General features: G+C 71.0%; 21 protein-coding genes and 1 tRNA gene. 18 read left to right on the forward strand and 4 right to left on the reverse strand.

What is annotated here, in order from left to right:
• Nucleotides 1-22: 22 nt before the first annotated feature.
• The 13 genes from pilM (at nucleotide 23) to C3K08_RS11005 (ending at nucleotide 13128) form a co-directional block, all read left to right on the forward strand.
• Nucleotides 23-1198, forward strand: coding sequence for a type IV pilus assembly protein PilM (gene pilM / locus C3K08_RS10945; protein ID WP_104991335.1), 1176 nt, complete (start codon nucleotides 23-25; stop codon nucleotides 1196-1198).
• A complete protein-coding gene (locus C3K08_RS10950; RefSeq protein ID WP_104991336.1) occupies nucleotides 1191-1898 on the forward strand; it encodes a fimbrial assembly protein in 708 nt (235 codons plus the stop codon). The genes pilM and C3K08_RS10950 overlap by 8 nt, the downstream gene beginning before the upstream one ends.
• A complete protein-coding gene (locus C3K08_RS10955) occupies nucleotides 1891-2556 on the forward strand; it encodes a type 4a pilus biogenesis protein PilO (protein ID WP_104991337.1) in 666 nt (221 codons plus the stop codon). The genes C3K08_RS10950 and C3K08_RS10955 overlap by 8 nt, the downstream gene beginning before the upstream one ends.
• Nucleotides 2553-4043, forward strand: a complete 1491-nt coding sequence (locus C3K08_RS10960) for a hypothetical protein (protein ID WP_104991338.1) — start codon at nucleotides 2553-2555, stop codon at nucleotides 4041-4043. The genes C3K08_RS10955 and C3K08_RS10960 overlap by 4 nt, the downstream gene beginning before the upstream one ends.
• Nucleotides 4040-6244, forward strand: a complete 2205-nt coding sequence (locus tag C3K08_RS18515; protein ID WP_104991339.1) for a type II secretion system protein GspD — start codon at nucleotides 4040-4042, stop codon at nucleotides 6242-6244. Before C3K08_RS10960 ends, C3K08_RS18515 begins: the two co-directional genes overlap by 4 nt.
• Nucleotides 6245-6387: 143 nt before the next feature.
• Complete coding sequence (gene aroC, locus C3K08_RS10970) at nucleotides 6388-7536, forward strand: chorismate synthase (RefSeq protein WP_104991340.1); 1149 nt, start codon at nucleotides 6388-6390, stop codon at nucleotides 7534-7536.
• A 414-nt stretch (nucleotides 7537-7950) separates the two neighbouring features.
• Complete coding sequence (locus tag C3K08_RS10975; RefSeq protein ID WP_104991341.1) at nucleotides 7951-8541, forward strand: shikimate kinase; 591 nt, start codon at nucleotides 7951-7953, stop codon at nucleotides 8539-8541.
• A complete protein-coding gene (gene aroB, locus C3K08_RS10980) occupies nucleotides 8504-9589 on the forward strand; it encodes a 3-dehydroquinate synthase (protein ID WP_199776919.1) in 1086 nt (361 codons plus the stop codon). The genes C3K08_RS10975 and aroB overlap by 38 nt, the downstream gene beginning before the upstream one ends.
• Nucleotides 9590-9605: 16 nt before the next feature.
• Entirely contained in the window at nucleotides 9606-10052 is a 447-nt protein-coding gene (gene aroQ / locus C3K08_RS10985; protein WP_104991343.1) for a type II 3-dehydroquinate dehydratase, read from the forward strand.
• Nucleotide 10053: 1 nt separating this feature from the next.
• Nucleotides 10054-10632 (forward strand): hypothetical protein, encoded by a 579-nt coding sequence (locus C3K08_RS10990; protein WP_104991344.1) that lies wholly within the window; start codon nucleotides 10054-10056, stop codon nucleotides 10630-10632.
• 130 nt (nucleotides 10633-10762) lie between these two features.
• Nucleotides 10763-11188 carry a 50S ribosomal protein L13 gene (gene rplM / locus C3K08_RS10995; protein ID WP_104991345.1) on the forward strand — a complete coding sequence of 142 codons (426 nt, stop codon included), beginning with the start codon at nucleotides 10763-10765 and terminating at the stop codon, nucleotides 11186-11188.
• On the forward strand, nucleotides 11188-11580 hold the full coding sequence (gene rpsI / locus C3K08_RS11000) for a 30S ribosomal protein S9 (RefSeq protein WP_104991346.1): 393 nt from the start codon (nucleotides 11188-11190) through the stop codon (nucleotides 11578-11580). The genes rplM and rpsI overlap by 1 nt, the downstream gene beginning before the upstream one ends.
• Nucleotides 11581-11658: 78 nt before the next feature.
• On the forward strand, nucleotides 11659-13128 hold the full coding sequence (locus C3K08_RS11005; protein ID WP_104991347.1) for an ATP-binding cassette domain-containing protein: 1470 nt from the start codon (nucleotides 11659-11661) through the stop codon (nucleotides 13126-13128).
• Here the strand turns inward: C3K08_RS11005 and C3K08_RS11010 are convergent.
• Entirely contained in the window at nucleotides 13049-13876 is an 828-nt protein-coding gene (locus C3K08_RS11010; RefSeq protein WP_104991348.1) for an HAD hydrolase family protein, read from the reverse strand. The two genes, C3K08_RS11005 and C3K08_RS11010, sit on opposite strands and share 80 nt — an antisense overlap.
• 90 nt (nucleotides 13877-13966) lie before the next feature.
• Nucleotides 13967-14464 (reverse strand): 50S ribosomal protein L19, encoded by a 498-nt coding sequence (gene rplS / locus C3K08_RS11015; RefSeq protein WP_104991349.1) that lies wholly within the window; start codon nucleotides 14462-14464, stop codon nucleotides 13967-13969.
• Between the two features lie 220 nt (nucleotides 14465-14684).
• Here rplS and C3K08_RS11020 point away from each other — a divergent pair, with 220 nt between their 5' ends.
• On the forward strand, nucleotides 14685-15491 hold the full coding sequence (locus tag C3K08_RS11020) for a hypothetical protein (RefSeq protein WP_234009058.1): 807 nt from the start codon (nucleotides 14685-14687) through the stop codon (nucleotides 15489-15491).
• Here the strand turns inward: C3K08_RS11020 and C3K08_RS11025 are convergent.
• Nucleotides 15481-16005, reverse strand: a complete 525-nt coding sequence (locus C3K08_RS11025) for a GNAT family N-acetyltransferase (RefSeq protein WP_104991351.1) — start codon at nucleotides 16003-16005, stop codon at nucleotides 15481-15483. The two genes, C3K08_RS11020 and C3K08_RS11025, sit on opposite strands and share 11 nt — an antisense overlap.
• Before the next feature lie 329 nt (nucleotides 16006-16334).
• Between C3K08_RS11025 and lipB the strand changes: the two genes are divergently transcribed.
• Complete coding sequence (gene lipB, locus C3K08_RS11030; RefSeq protein ID WP_104991352.1) at nucleotides 16335-17048, forward strand: lipoyl(octanoyl) transferase LipB; 714 nt, start codon at nucleotides 16335-16337, stop codon at nucleotides 17046-17048.
• A gap of 3 nt (nucleotides 17049-17051) precedes the next feature.
• Entirely contained in the window at nucleotides 17052-18053 is a 1002-nt protein-coding gene (gene lipA / locus C3K08_RS11035) for a lipoyl synthase (protein WP_104991353.1), read from the forward strand.
• Between the two features lie 94 nt (nucleotides 18054-18147).
• Here the strand turns inward: lipA and C3K08_RS11040 are convergent.
• Nucleotides 18148-18224, reverse strand: a tRNA-Ile gene (locus tag C3K08_RS11040).
• A gap of 149 nt (nucleotides 18225-18373) precedes the next feature.
• On the opposite strand from C3K08_RS11040, the gene C3K08_RS11045 reads away from it, so the two are divergent.
• Both C3K08_RS11045 and C3K08_RS11050 read left to right on the forward strand, forming a co-directional pair.
• Nucleotides 18374-19456, forward strand: coding sequence for a diguanylate cyclase domain-containing protein (locus C3K08_RS11045; RefSeq protein ID WP_104991354.1), 1083 nt, complete (start codon nucleotides 18374-18376; stop codon nucleotides 19454-19456).
• A gap of 56 nt (nucleotides 19457-19512) precedes the next feature.
• Nucleotides 19513-22563 carry an alpha-amylase family glycosyl hydrolase gene (locus C3K08_RS11050; RefSeq protein WP_104991355.1) on the forward strand — a complete coding sequence of 1017 codons (3051 nt, stop codon included), beginning with the start codon at nucleotides 19513-19515 and terminating at the stop codon, nucleotides 22561-22563.
• Nucleotides 22564-22595 lie beyond the last annotated feature (32 nt).

A 22595-nucleotide genomic window follows, 5' to 3' on the forward strand; every position in this document is an offset into this window, starting at 1 on the left:
CCGCCCCGCCCCTGGAGGGAGAATGTCAAGCCTGCTACAACGCCTCAGCCGACCGCGCCCAGCGGCCATCGGCGTGGAGATCGGAACGAGCGCCATCAAGGTGGTGGCGCTGCGGCCCGGTGCCCCGCCCGCGCTGCACCACGCGGTCATGACCCCGACGCCCATCGGCAGCATGCGCGACGGGCTGGTCGTCGAGCCGCAGGCGGTGGCGACCGAACTGCGCGGGCTGCTCTCGGCGCACGGGATCACCGCCCGGCATGCCGTTACCGCCGTACCCAACCAGTCGGCGGTGACGCGCAACATCATGGTGCCGCGCATGGAACGTGGGGACCTCGACGAGGCGATCAAGTGGGAGGCCGAGCGTTACATCCCCTATCCCATCGACGAGGTCAACCTCGACTACGACCTCCTCGACGACCCCGCGCAGGTGCCCGAGGACGGCCAGATGGAGGCCGTGATCGCGGCGGCCCCCAGCGAGGCGGTCGCCCGGCAGGCCGAGGTCCTGCGGCTGGCGGGCCTGGAGCCGGTGGTGGTCGACCTCAAGAGCTTCGCCACCCTGCGGGCGCTGCGCGGCAACCTGCTGGGCGAGCACCTGAACAAGACCACCCTGATGGGCAAGAACTACACCGAGCACAGCGAGGTCGCGCTGGTGCTGGAAATCGGCGCGAGCAGTTCCGTCATCAGCCTGGTGCGCGGCGACCGCATCCTGATGGCCCGCAACATCGGGGTGGCCGCCGACGACTTCACCACCGCGCTGCAAAAGGCCTTCGACCTCGACTTCGGCGCCGCCGAGGAGATCAAGCTGGGCTACGCGATGGCGTCCACGCCCACCGAGGCCGAAGAGGACCTGCTGAACTTCGACCTCGCCCGCGAGCAGTACAGCCCCGCCCGCATCTTCGAGGTGGTGCGGCCCGTGCTGGCCGATCTGGTGACCGAGGTGCGGCGTTCGCTGGAGTTCTACCGGGTGCAGTCGGGCGACGTGGTGATCGACCGGACCTTCGTCGCAGGGGGCGGCGCCAAGCTGCGCGGGCTGGAGGGTGCCATCAGCGACGCGCTGGGCTTCCGGGTGGACGTCGCCAACCCCTGGCTGACCGTGGACACCAGCGGGGCCGGGGCCGATCCCGGTTACCTCCAGCAGCACGCTGCCGAGTTCACGGTGCCGCTGGGCCTCGCGCTGCGGGGGGTGCCGCATGGTTGAGATCAACCTGCTGCCGCAGGAGGGGCGCCGCAGCACCCGGCCCGACGGCTGGAAGTACGGCGCCGCCAGCGTGCTGGGCCTCTCGCTGCTGCTGATCGCGCTGGGCGAGGCCCGCGTGGGGGGCCGCCTGGCCGCATTGCGCGACGAACAGGCCCAGCTTCAGGGCGAGATCGCGGCGCTGCAGGGCGCCAAGACCGAGCACGACGGCCTGGTCGCCGAGCAGCGCACCCTGGAGGGCGTGACGGCGGTGGCGAACCAGCTCCGCGACGGCAAGACCTACTGGACGAACGATCTGGCGGCCTTCTCCGCCCAGCTTCCCAGCGGGGGCGGCGTGGCGCTGACCTCCATGACCGTCAAGCCCCTGGACCCCGCCGCCCTGGGCAGCCTCCAGCAGACGGGCGTGTACGCGGGCAAGAACGTGATCCGCGAGTTCGACCTCTCGGGCACGGCCCGCAGCCAGCAGTCGGTGGTGAACTTCCTGAACGCCTTCGAGAACAGCCCCGGCTTCGCGGTCAACTTCCGCAGCGTGCAGCGCGAGGGCGAGGGGGACCTCTACACCTTCGCCGCCTCGGTGGGGCTGGTGGGCGAGGAGCCTGCGGCCCCGGAGGGCGCGGCGGGCACCTCTGCCCCCGAGGGCACCCCAGCTCCCGAAGCCCCGCCCGCCGAGCCGGTGAGCGGCACCGGAGACAGCAATGGCTAAGCCTTCCTTCCAACTTTCGGGGCTGGCCCCACGCACCCTTTTCCTGCTGGCCCTGGCGGGCAGCGCCCTGCTGCTGATGGCGTGGTACTTCGGGCGCTACCAGACCCGCGTGCAGGAGATCACCCTGCTGGAGAGCGAGCTGGAAACCACCCGCCTGACCGCCGACCGCTACCGCGCCGCCCAGCGGGCGCTGCCCGAGCTGCGCGAGACGGTCGCCCGGCTGCGGGTCGAGCGCGACCAGTTCCTGCGGGCGCTGCCGCCCACCGCGCAGTTCGGCACCGTGCTGGACGAGGTGCGGCGCAACGTGCTCGCGGCGGGCGCCGAGCTGAGCACCTTCACCGTGCAGAGCGGTCCCGGCGAGGGCCTGCCCGGCGGGGTGCGGCCCATCGGGTTGAACCTCGGGGTGCAGGGGCAGTACGCCGAAGTGTTCCGGGCGCTGCGCAGCCTGGAGACCATGAACCGCTTCACGACGGTGGGCGGGGTGGGCCTCCAGATGCCCACCGCCACCTCGTTCAACCCCAGCCTGGAGGGCACGCTGAACCTCACCGTGTACACCTATGACCCCAGCGCGGCGGCGGCCACCGGCACGGGCGCGGCGGAAGCCCCCGAAGCCCCGGCCACCCCCGCCGAGGCCCCCGCCCAAGGAGGCGCCCAGTGACCTCCCGACCCACCGAAGGCGGCAAGCCGCCCCTGCTCTCGCGCGAGATGAGGCTGGTGCTCGTGCTGCTGCTGCTGCTGGCCCTCCTGGGCGGCTGGTTCGTCTGGACCTCCAACCGGGACGCGGCGGCCCTGGCGGACGTGCCCGCCCCTACCCCCACCGGCGACCCGCCCGCCGGGGGCGAGGAGGGCACCGAGGCAGCCGTCACCCCGGCCCCCGGCACTCCGCAGGAGGAGCCCAGCGCCCAACCCGAAGCCGCCGTGCCCGTCGAGCCCAGTGGCGAGATCGAGGTGCCCCAGATTCCTGCCTTCGGGGCCGCCGAGGAGACGGACGCTGCGGAGACCGCCGAGGCCGTGCCCACGCCGGGCGGCATCAACCCCGACACTCCCCTCGCCGCGCTGCCGGGCCGCAACCCCTTCCGGCCGCTGGAACTGGAGCGCACGGAGGGTTCTGAAGCCCCCGCGTCCCCTGTCGCGGCGGCCCCGCAAGCCCCTGCTGCGGCCGACCCCGTCACCCTCCCGGCGAGCGAACCCGCCCCGAGCAGCAGCGGCGCTCTGGCGCTCTCGCCCCTGCCGGGCACCGGCGCTTCCCGCCCGACCCCCACCCCGTCCGCTGCGGCGGCCCCCACTCCCACCGCACGGTCCTCCGGAGCACTGCCCACCCCGACCCTTCCCGGCACAGGCGGCGTCAGCGTGACCCGCCCGGCTCCGGCGACGACCAGCCCCACGGCCTCCGCGCCCCGGACGAGCCGACCCAGCGCGGCCCCGTCTGCCTCGCGCCCAGCAGCGACAGCCCCGACCGCAAGCACGGGCCGTCCTTCCGGCAACGCAGCGGCGCGGCCTGCCCCGGCGACCTCGCGGCCCTCCGCCGCCGTCTCGGGCACCGTGCCCCCCGCACCCCGTCCGGCCCCAGTGGCAGGCGTCAGCGTGCCGCGTGACGCCATCGACCTGGGAGCGGCGGCCCCAGGTCCGGCGGCCAGCCCTGCTCCGGCTCCCGCGACCGCGCCGGGCACGCCCCAACCCGTCACCCAGTTCGGCCTGGAGGGAGGCGTGAGCGCGGCCAGCCCGCTGGGCACCCTGGTGCAGACCCGCGCCCTGGAGTTCGACGCCGCCGTCCTCGGCCCGGTGAACACCGCGATCTTCCGCTCGAAGGAGGGCTACGTGGTCGTCTCGCAGGGCCAGACCCTGCCCGACTCGGACGCGGTCGTGCGCGAGGTCCGCGCTGCGGGCGTCACCCTCGAACTCGGCGGGGAGACGCTGGACCTCGGCGAGGAGGCCCAGTCCAAGGAAGCCCAGCCCACGGGACTGACCGAGTCCCTGCCCGTGGTGATCGTGCGCCAGCCTGCCGACGCCTTTTCCGCATGGGGCGACCTCGCCGTGATCGCCGAGTTCGACGTCACGCAAGCTGACCCCCCGGCGGACCCCCGCCTCGCGCTGGCCCTCGTGGCCCCCACCCCCGACCTCTCCCGTGACCAAGGTGAGCCATGAAGAGATACGCCCTCCTGCTGACCGCCGCGCTCGGCATGGCCGCCGCGCAGCCCTCCACCCCCGCTCCAGCAACCGCTCCCACAGGCACGGCCGACCGCCAGCTCTCCGGCGCTGCCGTCACCTTCGACCTGCGCCGGGCGGGCAGCGACCTGACCTCCATGCTGCTGGCCCTCGCCAAAAGCGCCGGGTACGAGGTGCTGCTGGAACCCGGCGTGGAGCCGATTCTCCAGGCGGGCAGCCCCGGTGGGGCGGGCACGGCGGCGGGCGGCCCGGCCCCCGCGCTGGTGACCTACAGCGTGGTCAGCAAGCCCTTCAATGAGGTCTGGCCGCTGGTGCTCGACCTGTATGGCCTGAGCTACGAGACGCTCCAGATCGGCGGCAAGCCCGTCCTGCGCGTGACCGCCCGCCCGGTGCAGAAGATCGTGCGCCTGCCCGCCGCCCTGAGTGCCCCCCTGGTCGAGCGGCAGCTCAAACTGTCCTTTGGCAGCCTGAAGACGGTCAGCACGGGCCAGAGCACAGGCGGGCAGGGGAACAGCACCAGTTCCTCCGAGACGACCCGCGAGGAGATCGTCCTCGACTCGCCCACCCTGCGGATCATCGCAGAGACCGCTTCCAACAGCGTCATTATTCGGGGGACCAATCAGGAGGTCGCGCAGGTCGAGCGCCTGCTCGCGGAGATCGTGGCGGCGCAGCCTGCCAATGTCCGCGTCGCGCCCAGTGAGCCGCCCACCGTGCAGCGCATCTATACGGTCAAGGGCGCTCCTGCCGACGTGACGGCCCTGCTGACCGCCCAGTTCCCCGAACTGCGGGCCACCGCTGTGGGCCAGACCGGCCAGATCGTGATCACCGGGCCGCAAAACCGGTTGGACGCCGCACTGGCCCTGCTGTCCCAGGTAGACCGCGCTCCTGCCCCCGCTGCCCCCACCCAGGCCGAGGCGCCTGCCGTCCAGCGCGTCTACGCGGTCAAGGGCCAGCAGGCCGACATCGTGACGCTGCTGGGAGCGCAGTTCTCGACGCTGAAGGTCACCCCCGTGGGGCAGACCGGGCAACTCGTGATCACCGGGCCGCAGACGCAACTTGACGCGGCGCTAGCGCTGCTGGGTCAGGTGGACCGCCCCGCGCCGCCCGCCCAGACCGGGCCGCAGATCGTGCAGCGCGTCTTTACCCTGATCAACGCGAGCGCCGAGGAGGTCAAGGCCACCCTGGAAGGGACGCTGGCCCGCGAGGTCACCCCCGAAAAGCCCGCCATCACGAACGTGCCTGTCAACGCCACCGACGCCAACGGCAACTCGATCACGGTGACGGTGCCCGCCTCCAACGCCAACGCCGCGCCGTCCCAAACCGCGCAGGCGGCAGAAGCCCCAGCGGCCAACACCAATGCCGCCACCCTGATCGCCGACCGCCGCACGAACACCCTGATCGTGCGCGGCACGGCGGCACAGGTCGCGCAGGTAGCCGAGCTGATTCCGCAACTCGATCAGGTCGTGCCCCAGATCAACGTGCAGGTCCGCATTCAGGAGATCAACGAGACGGCGGCCCGCACGCTCGGCATGGACTGGAAGGTCAACTTCGGGGGCTTCAACGTCAATGTGGGCGGCAGCGGCCTGGGCGCGACCTTCGACCCGACCAAGAGCCTGGTGGGCTTCAACATCTTCCCCACCCTGCAGGCGCTGGAGACCCAGGGCTTTACCAAGCGCGTTTACGACGGCAACATCTCCATGCAGAGCGGCCAGCGGTCGCTGGGCACTGGGACCAGCTCGCAAAACGCGTCGGCGAATGCGGCGGCCTCCATCAAGAGCGGTGGGCGACTGGAGATCAACATCCCGTCGGCGGCGGGCAACATCGAGAAGCAGATCGACTACGGCCTCAACCTCGACTTCTTCGATCCGCAGGTGGCCCCCGACGGCACCATCACCCTGCGGGTGCGCGGGCAGGTGAACAACATCGCCGGGGCGCTGCCCACGACTGCCCTGCCCAACCTGCTGAACTTCACCAACTCGGAAGCGCAGAGCACCGTGACCTTCAAGAACGGCCAGACGGTGCTGATGAGCGGCCTGCTGGGTACCACCGAGTCGCGCTCCACGAACGGCGTGCCCCTCCTGAGCAGCATCCCCATCATCGGCGCGGCCTTCAGCAAGCAGACCACCGACCGGTCGCAGACGCAGCTCCTCGTCATCATCACCGGGACCGTCGTCAAGTAACCCGTCTCCCCTGCTCACGCGCCCTCCCTCACTGGGGGGCGTGTTTGTTTGGGCAGGGCACGGTCTGCCCCGGCGGCCCGGCGCTAGATTCCGGCCATGCGTGCGCTTCCCGACCTCCTCTCCCCCCCCGCCCCGGAGTCCCGATGAGGTACCTCACCGCCGGGGAGTCGCACGGGCCGCAACTGACGGCCATCATCGAGGGCCTGCCCGCCCAGTTGCCGCTGGGCAAGCCCGACCTCGACCCCTGGCTGCGGCGGCGGCAGGGGGGCTACGGGCGCGGGCGCCGCATGGTGATCGAGACGGACGAGGCGCAGATTCTCAGCGGGGTCCGGGCGGGCCGCACGACGGGCGCCCCCGTCACGCTGGTGATCGAGAACCGCGATCACCGCAACTGGACCGAGATCATGTCGCCCGAGCCGGGGAACGAGCCGCGCAAAAAGGCCCTCACCGACGCCCGCCCCGGCCACGCCGACCTCACCGGCGGCATCAAGTACCGCCACAAGGACCTGCGCGACGTGCTGGAACGGGCCTCGGCGCGGGAGACGGCGGCGCGGGTGGCGGTGGGGGCGGTGGCGCTCAAGCTGCTGGGCGAGCTGGGCGTGGAGGGCGCGAACTACGTCGCCAGCCTGGGCGGGATCGAGACGCGGCAGCCCTTTTCCTGGGATGCGCTGGACGCCATCGAAGCCTCTGACCTCCGCACCCCCGACGAGGACGCGGCTGCGCAGATGCGGGAGCGCATCGACGGGGCGAAACGGGACGGCGACACCCTGGGCGGCATTCTGGAGGTGCGCTTCCGGGGCCTTCCGGTGGGCCTGGGCAGCCATGTCCACTGGGACCGCAAGCTCGACGGGCGCATCGCGCAGGCCTGCCTCAGCGTGCAGGCGATGAAGGGCGTGGAGATCGGGCGGGCCTTCGAGAACGCCGCCCGGCCCGGCAGCGGGGTCCACGACCCGGTGTACTACCGGGAGGGCACCTACGCCCGCGACACGAACGGGGCGGGCGGGCTGGAAGCAGGTATGACGAACGGCGAGGAGCTGATCGTGCGCGTCGCCATGAAGCCCATCGCCACCCTGATGAAGCCCCTCCCAACCGTGAACGTGGTCAGCCACGAGGCGTCCGACGCCGCCCGCGAGCGCAGCGACACGACCGCCGTGCCCGCCGCCGGGGTCATCCTCCAGTGCGTGATCGGCTGGGTCCTGGCCGACGCGATGCTGGAAAAGTTCGGCGGCGACACCCTGCCCGAGCTTCAGGAACGGGTGGCGGCGGCGCGGGCGTATGCGCGGGGGTATTAGAGCTTTTCTCTCTGCTGGTACGGGGGCGAGCTTTGCCCGCCACCCCCCTCCCAACCTCCCCCGCAAGGGGGGAGGAGTTTTGGCAGTCCGTACGCCAGTTCTGACTACGCCTTTTACAAGAGGTGAGAGTGTGGGTCGTGCTTCCTTATCCCCGTGGTGAAGCGCTAGGGACGTTGTGGACAGAATTGTTTTTCGTAACGCTTGACGCGCAGAGAAGGACATCGCGTCTCGGGCATGATCTTTTTAGCTCCTCCCCCCTTGCGGGGGAGGCTGGGAGGGGGGTAGACGGCACAGCTGTCTCAGCGCCAGAACCTCCGCCCCCACGCCCCTCCACGAGCCACAAGCGACACGCCACACGCCCAAAGGTTCCCCCATACCCGGAAGCCAGGAGCGACTTGCCCTAGACTGTCCCGCATGAACGGGTTCGGCCTGATCGAGCGTCCCGTCACGTGGGTGGCGCTGGCGGGCTTTATGGGCACCGGCAAAAGCCGCGTGGGCTGGGAACTCTCGCGGGCGCTGGCCCTGCATTTCGTGGACACCGACAAGCTGATCACCCGCGTGGTCGGCAAGACCATTCCCGAGGTGTTCGAGCAGGAGGGCGAAGGCTATTTCCGCGCCTGCGAGTCGGAGGTCGTCGAGCGCGTGACGCGGCTCGACCACGCCGTTGTGAGCCTGGGCGGGGGCACCTTCATCCACGAGGCCAACCGCCGCAGGCTGCTGGAGCGCGGCCCGGTCGTGGTGCTGTGGGCCTCCCCCGAGACGGTCTACCAGCGCACCCGTCACTCCGAGCGGCCCCTCCTCAAGACCCCCGATCCCCTCTCACGCATCCGCACCCTGATGGACGAGCGCGAACCGCTCTACCGCCAGGGCACCATCCATGTCCACAGCGACGGCCGCCCCGCCGAGGAGATCGTGGAGGAGGTCATCGACCGCCTGTGGGCCTGGGCCGACGCGAACGCCGGGTGGGATGAGGCCGAACCCGTGGCCGAGCGGGCGTCCGACTAGCGTGCGGCGGGTCGAAGTTGGGGGAGAGCCCCCCTACGCCGTTACCGTGGGGGCCGGGCTGCTGGAGCAGGTGCAGGTCCCCCAGCGCCACGTCGCCCTGATTCATCCCGCCGACCTGCCGCCCGCCTTTGTGGAGGCAGTGCAGGCGGCCCTCTCCCCCACCGTCACGGTGAACGTTCCGGCCCGCGACGAGTGCAAGACGCTGGCGGTCTACGCGGACGTGCTTTCGCGGCTGGCGGCGGCGAACCTCCCGCGTGACGGGGCCGTCGTCGGGCTGGGGGGCGGCGCGGCGACCGACCTCGCGGGCTTCGTGGCGGCCTCGTACCTGCGGGGCGTGGCCTTTTACACCCTCCCGACCACGCTGCTGGGCATGGTGGACGCGGCGGTGGGCGGCAAGACGGGCGTGAATCTCCCCGAGGGCAAGAATCTGGTGGGGGCCTTCTGGCCGCCCCGCGCCGTCTGGTGCGACGTGGAGACGCTGAGCACCCTGCCCCCCGCCGTCTTCCGCGAGGGGGCAGCGGAGGCGTACAAGCACGGCATGATCGCGGACCCTTCCCTGCTGCCCCGCGTGCTCTCGCCCGAGTTCCGGCCCGGTGGTCCTGAGTTGGAATCCACCCTCGCGGACGCCATCCGGGTCAAGGCAGACGTAGTGACGCGCGACCCGACCGAACGCGGCGAGCGGGCCTTTCTCAACTTTGGGCACACGCTGGCGCACGCGCTGGAGGCCCACACGCACCATGCCATTCCCCACGGCGAGGCGGTGGCCTACGGAATGCACTACGCCGCGCGGCTCTCGCGGGCGCTGGGTGGGGTCGACCTGACTGGGCACACGTTGGCTTTCCTGCGCTGGCAGCAGCCCACGCCCCTCCCCGACCTGACCTTCGACAGCCTGTGGCCCTACATGGCCCGCGACAAGAAGGCCGACGCGGACGGCGTGCGCTTCGTGCTGCTGCACGATCTCGCGCGTCCCTTCCTGGGTCGGGTGCCGGAGGAGGTGCTGCGCCGGGAGTTCGCGGGGTGGCAAACCGACCTCCTCCCTGTGCGCTGACCCGCTACGCTGGGGCATGATTCTCGTCCTCAACGGCCCGAATCTGAACCGCCTCGGCCTGCGCGAGCCGGGAGTGTACGGCACGCAGACGCTCGAAGACCTCGAACGGCTGTGCGAGGGCTGGGGCGCCGAGCTGGGCACCGCCGTCACCTGCCGCCAGAGCAACTACGAGGGCCAACTGCTGGAGTGGATTCAGGACGCCGAGGAGCACGGCTTTGCGGGCATCGTGTTGAATCCGGGGGCCTTGACACACTATTCCTACTCCTTGCGCGACGCCATCGCCGGGCAACGCCTCCCGGTCGTGGAGGTCCACATCTCCAACGTGGACGCCCGCGAGGAGTTCCGGCACAGGTCGGTCACGGCGGCCGTGTGCCGGGGCAAGATCAGCGGGCTGGGGTTTCTGGGGTACCGGCTGGCGATAGAGGCTTTGGTGGACGACGGCGCCGCAGAAGGAGGGAGCTGAAATGGCGAGTGGGCTCAGCAACAAGCTCACGGGTCAGATCGGTGAATTTCTGGTCTGCGCGGAACTGGGGAGACAACTTGACCTCGTGGCTACTCCCTTTGCGGGAAACGTACCCGCCTTCGACTTGCTCGTGGCGGATGAACAGTGCCGCTCTATTCCGATTCAGGTCAAGGCCGCGAGGGGACCTCAGTGGCTCTCTCCTGCAAACCTCTGGATCAATCTGGAAGTTGTCGGCAACAGGCAGGTGGACCACGGCGACCGGAACCTTGCCCATCCCAACCTGATCTACGTATTCGTGGCGATTGCGGACAAGGACGCCGTACGGGCCGGGGGAGGCGCGAAAGACCGCTTCTTTGTGCTCACTCAACAGGACGTGCAGAACATCATGGCTCCGGCGTACCGGGCGTACATGGAAGCCCGCGAAGTTCCCTGGAGCCGTCCGCGCAACCCCGCCTCGTTCGATGCCCGCCTGAACGCTTCTCAGATGGAACCCTACGAGGACAACTGGGACCTCATTCGCCGCCAGCTTGAGGCGCAGTCCGCGCCCCCATTGCCCTTGCCCCCCGCCCCCCACCTCTGATACCCTCACCTTTAGTGTTTCGTGCTTGGTAGGGCCGAAACGACCGGGAGGCACCCGGACACGCACGCACTTTCTCCCCCGTCAGGGCGGGGCGTGTCGCCGCCAAATCCCATACTTACGGAGTTTCACGGTGAAAACCTTTGTTCCCAAGAACGACGAGCAGAACTGGGTCGTGGTGGACGCCTCGGGCGTGCCCCTGGGCCGCCTCGCCACCCTGATCGCCAGCCGCATTCGCGGCAAGCACCGCCCCGACTTCACGCCCAACATGATTCAGGGCGACTTCGTGGTCGTGCTCAACGCCGCGCAGGTCGTGCTGACGGGCGGCAAGCTCGACGGCAAGGTGTACACCCGCTACAGCGGCTACCAGGGCGGCCTCAAGACCGAGACCGCCCGCGAGGCGCTCAAGAAGCACCCCGAGCGCGTCATCGAGCACGCGGTGTTCGGCATGCTCCCCAAGGGCCGCCAGGGCCGCGCGATGCACAGCCGCCTGAAGGTATACGCGGGCGAGACGCACCCCCACGCCGCCCAGAAGCCCCAAAAGGTCGAGGTTCGCTGATGGCTATTGAACAGTTCTACGGCACTGGCCGCCGCAAGGCCGCCGTCGCCCGCGTCTTCCTGCGTGCGGGCGAGGGCAAGATCATCGTCAACGGCAAGGAGTTCCAGACCTACTTCCGTGGGCTGCTCCGCGCTGTGCACGCGCTCCAGGCATTCCGCGAGACGGGCACTGCCGGGCGCTACGACGCCTACATCACCGTGACGGGCGGCGGCCCCAGCGGTCAGGCCGACGCGATCAAGCTCGGCATCGCCCGTGCGCTCCTGAAGGTCAACCCCGACTTCCGCGCCCAGATGAAGCCCAAGGGCCTCCTGACCCGCGACCCCCGCGAGGTCGAGCGCAAGAAGTACGGCCTCAAGAAGGCCCGCCGCGCTCCCCAGTTCAGCAAGCGCTGAGTCGGACACGCTTCCAAGAGTCCCCCTTCCCGAGTGGAGGGGGATTTTTCTGTGGCGTGTCCTCTACACTTTCCCGCGATGGCCGGGCCGCTGATCGACCTCCAGAACGTCACCGTGCGGGTGGGCGATCATTGGCCGCTGCGGGACGTGACGCTCTCGCTGGGGCCGGGCGAGGCGCTGCTGCTGGAAGGACCGAACGGCAGCGGCAAGACCACGCTGCTGCGGCTCCTGGCGGGCGAGGTCGCTCCGGTGGAGGGCGAGCGGATTTACCGGCTGGGCGGACAGGAACGGCGTTCGGCGGTGCGGGCGCGGCAGACCCTCTCGGTGGTGGGGCCGGACGCCGAAGCCTTCTCCCTGACGCGCGACTGGCTCCAGACCGTGCGGGACGTGCTGCTGGCGGGATTCGAGGGGGGCATCCTGCGCCTGTGGACCCCGACGCCGGAAGCGCAGGGGCGGCTGGCCGAAGTCGCCGCCCTGACGGGCGTGACGGAGTGGCTGGACCGCGATGTCCGCACCCTCAGCCACGGGCAGCGGCGCCGGGTGGGGCTGGCGCGGGCGCTGATGCCCCAGCCGGAGGTGCTGCTGCTCGACGAGTTCACCGACGGGCTGAGCGCGGGGGCGCGGGAGGAACTGGGACAGGTACTGCGCGAGGTTCACGGCTCGGGCGTCGGGGTCGTCCTCGCCACCCACCGCCCCCAGGAGGTCCCGGACCTGCCCTGGCGACGGCTGCGGGTGATGGAAGGTCGGGTGTGGGAAACCGGGAGCGACAGCCGGACTCCCCCCTCCCCCACGCCCCTTCCCCGCCCCCCCGGCGAGGGCGATCTCGTGCGGCTGCGGGACGTGGAGGTCTACCGCAACGGGCGGCGGGCACTGGGGCCGCTCTCGTGGACGTGGCGGGCGGGCGAGCACTGGCTGGTGACGGGCGAGAATGGCAGTGGCAAGAGCACGCTGGCACGGCTGATTGCCGGGGAACTGCACCCCGCGCTGGGCGGCCGGGTGGAGCGGCCCTACCTCGCCCGCGACCGGCTGACCGACCGCCGCCGCACGGTCGGCCTCGTCTCCGCCGAGATAGGCGTGCGGCAGCGCCGGGGCTGGACGGGCCGCGAGGTGATCGGCAGTGCGTGGAGCGGGACCGAGGGGTTCGCGCCCAGCCTCACCCCGGAGCAGGCGGCGCGGGTGGAGGCCCTGGCGGGGCATCTCGGCGTGACCGGGCTGCTGGACCGCCCTGCCGACACGCTCTCGCAGGGGCAACTGCGGCGGCTCCTGCTCGGGCGGGCGGTGGCCCACCGTCCCCGTCTGCTGATCCTCGACGAGGGGCTGGACTTCGTGGACGCCGAAGCCCGTGCCCGGTTCCTGGCCCTGCTTCCAGACCTCGCGCGGACAGGAACGCACGTCCTGGTGGTCGCCCACCGCGAGGCCGACGCGCCGCCTGGGTTGACGCATCACTCGGAATTGGGAGAGGGACGGATCAGGCGGGTGGGGCCTCTGCCCCCTCCAGCCGGTCCGCCAGCCCTTCCAGATAGGCCCCCAGCGCCTCCGGGCCGCTGACCTGAGCGTGGGCGTGGGGCGTGAGCAGCGGCAACTGACCAACCTGCACCGCGTACCCGGCGAGTTCGAGCATCGCCACGTCGTTGTCGCTGTCGCCAAAAACGACCGTGCGCTCCAGTTCGATCCCCAGCCCCTCTGCGATCAGAGTCAAGGCCGCGCCCTTGTGTGCCCCGGTGGGGGTGACCGTCAGGAACTCGGAATAGGGCGGCTGCGCCCCGGTCAGCACCAGGTGCGGGTGCGACTCGCGCAAGCGGGCGGCGAAGTCGGCCACGCCGGGGTGGTAGAAGCCCACCTTCAGGGCGGGCTCGTCCGTGGGGGCGTCCGCGAGGGGACGCACGCCGCGCTCGACCATCCAGGCTTCGGGCGGGCGGCCGGGCGGCAGCTCGGCGTAGAGGCCACTGGGCATGAAGACCACCACGCGGGCGTCCTCCAGCTCGTGTGCAAGCACGGCCCGGAGTTCCTCCACCGTGAAGCGGGCCTCGCGGTGCAGCTCACCGCCGAGTTCCACCCGGCCCCCATTGTTGGTCGCCACCGCGTCGGGCTGCGCGGCCTCCAGCACGGGGCGGGGGGCGCTGTCCCGCCCAGTAATCACCGCTACCCGCACCCCCAACCCCCGCAGCCGGGCGAGCGCCGCCGCCGTGGGCGCGGGCACCTCGCGGCCCATCTCGGGAATCAGGGTGCCGTCGAGGTCGAAGGCGAGCAGCAGGGGCAGAGCGTGGGGCCGGGGGCGTTCGGGCGGGCGCGTCACGGGGGAGAGGCTAGCAGGCGGGGGCACCGGACAACGCGAGGGCCGCCCACCCCCGGTGAGGGGAGCGGGCGGCCTTGCGGCAAGCGGGGCTTACTCGCCCAACGTCTCGACGGGGGTGAAGTCGCTCTGCGCTTCGGTGGCCGTCTCGGCGGGAGCGGCCTGGGCGGCGAGCGCGGCGGCCTTGGCCTGCTGGCTGCGGGCGGCGTCCTTCATCACGCGGCTGCGGTCGCTCTTGATGCGGGCGGCCTTGCCGCGCAGTTCGCGCAGGTAGTACAGCTTGGCGCGGCGGACCTTGCCGCGCTCCAGCACCGTCACCTTGGCGACGAGCGGGCTGCTGAACGGGAAGACGCGCTCGACGCCCTCGCCGAAGCTGATCTTGCGGACCGTGAAGCTCTTGCGGCTGCCCGTGCCGTTGACGGCGATGACCACGCCCTCGAAGGCCTGGTTGCGGGTGCGGTTGCCTTCGACGACCTTCGTCTCCACGCGCACGGTGTCCCCGGGCTGGAACTCGGGGTGGTCCGTCTTGATGTGCCCCTGCTCGACCGAGCGCAGGATCGCGCCGCGATTCACTTTGACCTGACTCTGCATGTGTCACCACTCCTTTACCAGCGGACCATCCCACCTCCCGGCACAGCAGTTCCCAGCACACCGGCACGGGCAGAGACGTTCTTGGTCTGTACGCTCCCGCGTCATCGCGCGGGGCTGAACCTGAGAAGTATACGCGCCGGAGCGGGGGCAGCTCAAGGGGAGCACGGCCCTATCTGCCCCAGGTCACGGTGAAGCCTTGATGAAGCTCTATTCTGGCGCGGTGAGCGATTCGTCAAACGCCAGGGATACCGCCCTCGCCGGAGCGCAGGAGGCGGTCGGCCGTCAGCGGCGGCGTCTCGCCGAGGTGCGGGCACGCGAGCACGTGGGCGCGGCCGGGTGGGCACAGACCAGCACCCTGGAACAGATCATCCGCGCCGGACAGGAGGGCCTCGCCGCCACCGACGCGCTGCGGCAGGTCGTGAAGGTGACCACCGAGCAGCTGCGCAGCCTGCCCCTCGCGGCGGAGGAGCGGCAGCGCCATGAACATGCCCAGGCCCTCGCCGAGATCGTGCAAAGCGGTGAGGAACAGATCACGGCGGCGGCGGCCCTCGACGGACTGATCTGCCAGGCGCTGGAGGAGGTCGCCCGCACCCCCATGAGCGAGGTCAGCGTGCAGACCCTGCGCCGCATTCACGACCGCGTGCAGGCCCAACTGGGCGCCCTGAACACCATTATCGAGGCCGCCCGTGCTCAGGCCGACACGCTGGAGCAGGTCGGGCGACTGGAGCGCCTCAGCGCCGAGCACCAGGCGAGGGTCGAGGCGATTCAGGCCCTGAGCGCCGACCACGAGGTCGAGCTGCTGGCCGAGGCGGGCGAGCAGATCGTGGAGCGGATCAGCGAACTCGACGAGGCGGGCGAGGAACAGCTCGGCGCCCTGGGCCGCATCGCGGAGGCGGCCCTGGACAAGGTCGCCGAGACGGCCGCCGCGCCCGAACAGCAGGCCGAACTGCTGGGAGCGCTGGTCCAGACCGCCCAGCAGAAGGCCGAGGCCCTCCAGCCGGACGGCGACGCTTCCGCTAAAGGGTGATCCAGTAGCGCCGCAGGGGGCTGGGGTGGTCGGGCACCCGCCCCTCATATTCCAGCACCCCGCCATTGGCCTCGATCACCCGCCGCGAGCCCAGGTTGTCCACGTCACAGGTGACCAGAACGCGCTCCAGGCCCAGTTCACGTGCCCGCTCCAGCGCCAGCCGCAGGGCGAGGGTCGCGCGCCCCTGTCGCCGCGCCGAGGGCCGCACCTCGTAGCCGATGTGCCCGCCGAACTCGCGCAGCCGCTGGTTGAGCGTGTGGCGAATGGACACCCGCCCCAGGTACCCGTCCCCCTCCACCAGCCAGCGGTATTCGGAGTGGACAAACCCCTCAGGCAGCTCGCGGCCCGGCTCGAAGCGGCGCAGGGAATCGAGGAAGGAGGGGAAGTCGGCCTCCAGCGCGGCCACGTCGAGGCTCAGGGTGTCGCCCAGGCCGCTGCCGTCTGCCTGGGCCTCGCGCACGGCGGCCAGAAAGCTCTCCTTGTACCTCTCCGACGGGGGAACGAGTTCGGGCATGGGGCAGAGACTAGCGGCCCAGGGCAGGGGACTGCCTCTGCTGCCCGGCCTAGTGCGGCTGGGGGAGGAACACCCCTCACCCCCTCGCTGCGCGAGGCCCCTCTCCCCCAGGTAGAGGAGTCAGGCAAGCCCTCCCCGGGGGAGACTCGTAGAGCTGCAAAGCAGAGGGTGGGGTGAGGGATCTTTTCTATGGAGCCTGATCCTCAATCAAACGCCCTGGGGCGGTCCCACTCCAGCTCAGGGCACTGACCATCCAGACTGGACAATTGGGCAGCGGATTGCGCCCCCCGCACCGGAAACCGGGGACCCCGGCGCGTACAATCGGGCGCGTGAGAGAGGCGGCATTTGGCACGGTGGACCTGGGGCGGCTCTCGTACCGCGAGGCGTGGGACGTGCAGCACGAGGTCCACGCGCAGGTCGCGGCGGGCGGGCGGCCCCAGCTTCTGCTGGTGGAGCACCCGCCCGTGCTGACGCTGGGCCGCAAGGCGCGGGAGGGCGGCAACATCGTCGTGACGCGCGACTACCTCGCCGCGCAGGGCATCGAGGTGCTGGAGGTCGAGCGCGGCGGCGACGTGACCTACCACGGCCCCGGCCAGCTCGTGGCCTACGCGATTTTTCCGGTGGGTCGCCGGGTGGCCGATTTCCTGCGGCTGCTGGAAGGGGCGACCATCGCGGCGCTGCGCGACCTCGGCCTGTCCGACGCCCGGCCTAATCCCGGTTATGCAGGCGTGTACATGGAGCCGCGCGAGGTGAACGGCCGCGTCTACGAGCAGAAGATCGCCTCCTTCGGGGTGGCGGTGCAGCGCGGGGTGGCCCTGCATGGGCTGGCGCTCAACGTCACGACCAACCTCCAGCATTTCGACCTGATCGTGCCCTGCGGCCTCACCGATACGCATATGACCAGCGTGGAGCGCGAGTACGAGCGGCGCGGGCTGGACCGCATGGCCGAAATGGACACGGCGCGGGCGGCCCTCACGCGGGCCTTTCACACCACCTTTGAAACCTACGACTGGACGTTGCCCACGGCGGCAGCGGGAGGCTGAGACATGACCCAGCAGGACAAGCCGGTGCAGGACCGGGAAGTCAAGTTCATCAAGAACGGCATCTACCGCAAGGATTCGGTGCCGGTGCGCGAGAAGAAGCCCGAGTGGCTCAAGGTGACCATCCCGACCGGGCAGGTCTACGGCGAGGTTCGCAAGATCGTCAAGGAACACCGCCTGCACACGGTCTGCGAGGAGGCGATGTGCCCCAATATCGGCGAGTGCTGGAGCCGGGGGACGGCCACCTTCATGCTGATGGGGCATGTCTGCACGCGGGCCTGCCGCTTCTGCGCGGTGGACACCGGGAACCCGATGGGCAAGCTCGACCTCGACGAGCCCATGCAGGTCGCCGACTCGGTGCGGCTGATGGGCCTGAAGTACGTCGTATTGACCTCGGTGGACCGCGACGACCTGCCCGACGGCGGCGCGTACCACTTCGCCAAGACGGTGCAGGCGATCAAGAAACTCAACCCGGAGACGCGGGTCGAGGCCCTCACGCCCGACTTCGGCGGCAACCCGCACTGCGTGGACCTCGTGCTGGAGAGCGGCGTGGACACCTACGCGCAGAACTTGGAAACCGTGCGCCGCCTGACGCATCCGGTACGCGACATCCGCGCGAGCTACGAGCGCACGCTGGGGGTGCTGCAACACGCCAAACAGGCCCGCCCCGACGTGATCACCAAGACCAGCATCATGCTGGGCCTGGGCGAGACGCGGGAGGAACTGCGGGGGGCGATGGCCGACTGCCGCGCCGCCGGGGTGGACGTGCTGACCTTCGGGCAGTACCTGCGCCCGACCATGCACCACCTGCCCGTCGAGCGCTACGTCTCCCCCGCCGAGTTCGAGGAAATCCGTGAGGAAGCGATGGCCTTCGGGTTCCTGGAGGTCGTGTCCGGCCCGCTGGTGCGCTCCTCGTACAAGGCCGAGCAGATCGTGATGGACAAGCCGGGGAATCTGCCCGAGCACCTCGCGCACTTGGATGCGGGGAGCGAACTCAGCCTGATCTGAGGCGTGAGGGAGGGGCGGGGGCCAGCGCGAACGGCCCCCGCCCTCTCGTATCGGACCAAAGAAAAAAGACACGGGGCGAATCCCGTGTCTCTCTTGGTACGGAAGGGCGGACTTGAACCGCCGACCTCACGCTTATCAGGCGTGCGCTCTAACCAGCTGAGCTACTCCCGTGCACTCGCCGCCCGCGCTGCGGACAAGCGGGAGTCAATCTAGCAGCGCCCGCGCGGGGTGTCAACGGTTCTCCGACGTGCCGATGCCCCCGCCGGGGGGAGGCCCGGTGTCAGGTTGCGGTGAGAGGGGGCGTGGTCCCCTGCGGGCGTATGCGTGACCGCCTGCTCCCCCTGCCCGACCCGGCGTTCCGTCTGGGGGAGGGCGGGGTAGGCTCTCCCACCCGCACCGAGGAGGCCCGCCGCGCGGCCTACCAGTGGGCGCTGCCGATCGCGCTCCTCGCCGTGGCCGTGGGCCTGGCCCTGGTCTGGCCGCTGCACCCGGCGCAGACGGCGCTGTGGGGAGGATTGGCCACCGTGCTGGCCGTGACCCTGGTCCTCTCTGCCCTGCCGCGTTGCCCGGTCGGGGTGCTGGACCGGCTGCTGCTGCTGGGAGGCTGGAGTTTCCTGCTGGGGCGGCTGGGGCTGGGGTTGTTCGCACCGCACCTCGTGAGCGGCGGCCCGGAACTGCTGGGCTTGCTGCTGCCGTGGTTCGTGCTGGGGCTGCTGGCACCGGGGTGGCTGCTGGAGTATGCCCTGGGCCGCTGGGCAGCGCGTGGAGCCCTGGCCGCCACGGGAATCCTGGGGGCGCTCTACGCCGTCCGGGTCGTGGCAGGCATGGGCGAGAGCGGCCTGATCCTCGCCCTGCTCGCGCAACTGCTGCTGGTGGGGGGGCTGGCCTTGCTGGGGCAGGAGGCCACGCTGGCCCGCACCGGTCCTCACCAAGACCCCTGGGCGGACCTGCCCTCCGGCGAGTTCGACGCGCTGACGGGTGTGCCGCTGCGGCGCCCACTGGAGCGGCGGCTGAGGACGCTGCGCCGTCCGGTCGCGGTGGCGGTGGTGGAGGTGGACGACCTGCCAGAGCTGGAGCGGGGGGGCGGCCCGCTGCTCGTGCAGACGGTGCGGGCGCACCTGGCCCGCACGCTGGCGGCGACCACCCGCACGGGTGACCCGGTGGCGTACCTGGGGGAAGGCACCTTCGCCGTCCTGCTGCCCACCACGGACCCCCTCGCCGTGCGGGTCGTGGCCGAGCGGCTGCGGCTGCGGGTGGCCTCGCGGCCCCTGGCCGGGCGGGTGGTCACCGTGAGCGTGGGCCTCGCCGTGGGGACCGGGGCAGAGGCGCTGGCGCGGGCCGAGGCCGCCCTGCGGGACGCGCAGGCCGGGGGCGGGCACCGGGTCGAGGTGGCGCCGGACTGACGACCCCCGCACCTGCATTGACACGGCCCCGGCTTCCGGCGTCCAATGGGGGCACCATGAAACGCTTCCAGCAGATGGGGCGTGCGGGCGCCGTGGCGGCCCTCACCCTGACCCTCGCGGCCTGCGGCACCCTGAACAACCCTTCCCGCAGCGCGGACACGGACTGGCGCGACGACGCGATCTACTTCGCCCTGACCGACCGCTTCGCCAATGGCAACCCTGCCAACGACAACGGCGCGAACCGGAACGCCGGGGACCGCGCCGACCGCACCAACCCGCTGGCCTGGCACGGCGGCGACTTCGCGGGCCTGAAGGCCAAGATCGAGGAAGGCTATTTCAAGCGGATGGGCTTCACCGCGATCTGGATCAGCCCGGTCGTGCTTCAGGTGCCCGCGATCGAGACGGGGTCGGGACCGCACCAGGGCCGCCCTTTCGCGGGCTACCACGGCTACTGGGCCGAGGACTTCTTCAGGGTGGACCCGCACTTCGGAACCCTGGACGAGTACAAGGACCTGATTCGCACCGCCCACCGCAACGACATCAAAATCATTCAGGACGTGGTCGTGAACCACGCGGGCTATGGGGCAAAGCTGGTCACCGAGAAGCCCGGCTGGTTCCGCACGGGCGAGCAGTGCGGCAAGGACGACGTGACCCAGTGCCTCGCCGGGCTGCCCGACTTCCGGCAGGAGGTGCCGGAGGTGACCAAGTACCTCAACGACTTCGTGAGCTACTGGCAGCGCGAAACGGGCATCGACGGGCTGCGGATCGACACCATGAAGCATGTCCCCGACGACTACTGGCGGCAGTTCTTCGCGGCGGGCGGCGCGGGCGATCCCCGCAAGCTGTGGTCGGTGGGTGAGGTCTTCGACCCCAGCCCGGCGCGGCTGGCGCACTTCATGAATGACCTCGGGGCACCCAGCGTCTTCGACTTCCCGCTGTACTTCGCCATCAAGGACCAGCTCTCGACCCCGAACGGCGACCTGGGGAGGGTGGCCGACGTGTTCGCGCAGGACGGCGCCTACCGCGACCCCACCCGGCTGACCACCTTCGTGGACAACCACGACGTGCGGCGCTTCGTGAGCGAGGTGCAGGCCAAGGGTGGCAGCGCCCCGCAGGCCGCCGAGCGCCTCGACCTCGCCCTGAGTCTGATCTACACCTCGCGCGGCACGCCCAGCGTCTATCAGGGCACCGAGATCGCGCAGCCGGGTCTGGGCGACCCCTACGACCACCCGGCGGGCCAGGGCAACCGCGAGGATATGAACTTCGCGGCCCTGACGGGCAGCACGCTCGACGAGCGCCTGGGGGCGCTGGCCGCCGCCCGGCAGAAGTATCCGGCCCTGACACGCGGCGCCCAGCAGGAGCTGTGGCGACCCAACGGGGGCGCTCCCGTCCTTGCCTACCGCCGGGTCCTCTCCGGCGAGCGGCCTGTCGTGGCCGTGCTGAACAATGGGGACACGCCGCTGGACCTCGCCACGCTGCCGGGCGGCGGCATCCCGCTGCTCGGCACCTTCGGGGGCGGGGCGCTGACGGAGATCACCGGACGGGCCTCCGACCTGCGGGTCGAGGGCGGGCGGCTGGTGGGCACGGTCCCCGCCCGCGCGGCGCTCGCGGTCTCGGGCACGGCGGGCAGCGCGGGCACCGTCAACGCCCGGCTCCCTGAGGTGAGCGGCGTGACCGCGCGGGCCGGGGACGGCGCGGCCGAGCTGCGCTGGACGGCCCCCGCCGACCCCGCCGTCACGGGGTACCGGGTCTACGCCCGCACCGGGAGCGGCGCCGAGCGGCTGCTCAATTTCGCCCCGCTCCCCCGCGAGCAGACGACCTACCTCGTGCGCGGCCTCGCCAACGACGAGCAGACGACCTTCCGGGTGGTCACGGTGGACGCGCAGGGCGCCGAGAGCCGGGGCGTGACGGTGGCCGCGACCCCCAGCGCGAACAACACGGTCCGGGTCACCTTCACGGTCGACGCCCGCAGCCAGGGCAACGGCCCCATCGAGCTGCGGCGCTTCGACACCGGGCAGCAGGTCGAGTACCCCATGACCCAGGTGTCGCGCGGGGTTTGGAAGACCGACATCGAGCTGCCCCTCTTCCGCGAGGTCAAGTTCAAGTTCGGGAGTGACCACCCCCGCGCGAAGAACAGCGGCTACGAGGGACCCGACCAGCCCGACCGCTCTTATGTGGTGGGCACCGCGGGAAATAGCTACAGCGGCACCTACGACTTCATCACCCGGCCGGTCCCTGACGCCGTGATCGAGGGCCGCGTGACGGGTGAGGGGCAGGCGCTGGAGGGGGCGCTGGTCGAGGCCACTTCCGCCGACCCGAAGGTCAACTATGCCCTGACCTTCCCCGACGGCTCGTACACCCTCTTCGTTCCGGCGGGAGCGCAGACCCTCAAGGCGACAGCGGAGGGCCTCGCGGAGGCGACCCGGCAGGCCACCGCCCCCGCGACGGGCGTGGACTTCGCGCTGGTGCCCGCCGGGGCGCAGGGGCCGCAGGTCGGGAAGTACCGCATCGACGGCGACCTGAGCGACTGGTCGGCTCCCAAGATCAGCGTGCAGAGTCCGGGCGAGGGCGTCTTCGGGGCGGACAACAACTGGCTGACGCTGCGGGCCGACAGCGACGCCCAGTATCTGTACCTCGCCTACACCTACCGGGTGTCGGGCAACAGCGCCATCCTGTACCTCGACTACAAGAGCGGCGGCGCGGCGCAGGCCGACCGCTTCGAGGCGTGGCGGCAGGCGGCGACCTTCAGCGGCGGCATGGGCGGCGTGGACGCCTTTATCGCCCGCTACGGCAACGAGGCCGCTGAGGTCCGGCGCGTGGAGAGCGACACCGCCACCCCGGAGGTCGCGGCGAGCGGGTACACCATCGGGACCTCCGGCACGCTGCCCGCCCAGACGGTGGAGCTGGCGATCCCCTGGACCAGTCTGGGGCTGAGTGGTCCCCCGGCGGCGGGCGTGAATGTGGTGGGCGGCATCTTCGGCGGGGAGGGCTACGGCGCGGGCGACATCATCCCCGACGCGGGCAGCACGCCCCCCGGCGCGAACACCATCGGCAGCGACGCCGAGCAGCGCCGGGCGACCTTCACCGCGCCCGTCACCGTTCGCTAAAGGTTTAGACTCGGTTCACCGGGGAGCCTCAC

The organism is Deinococcus sp. NW-56 (assembly GCF_002953415.1).
GTDB lineage: Bacteria > Deinococcota > Deinococci > Deinococcales > Deinococcaceae > Deinococcus.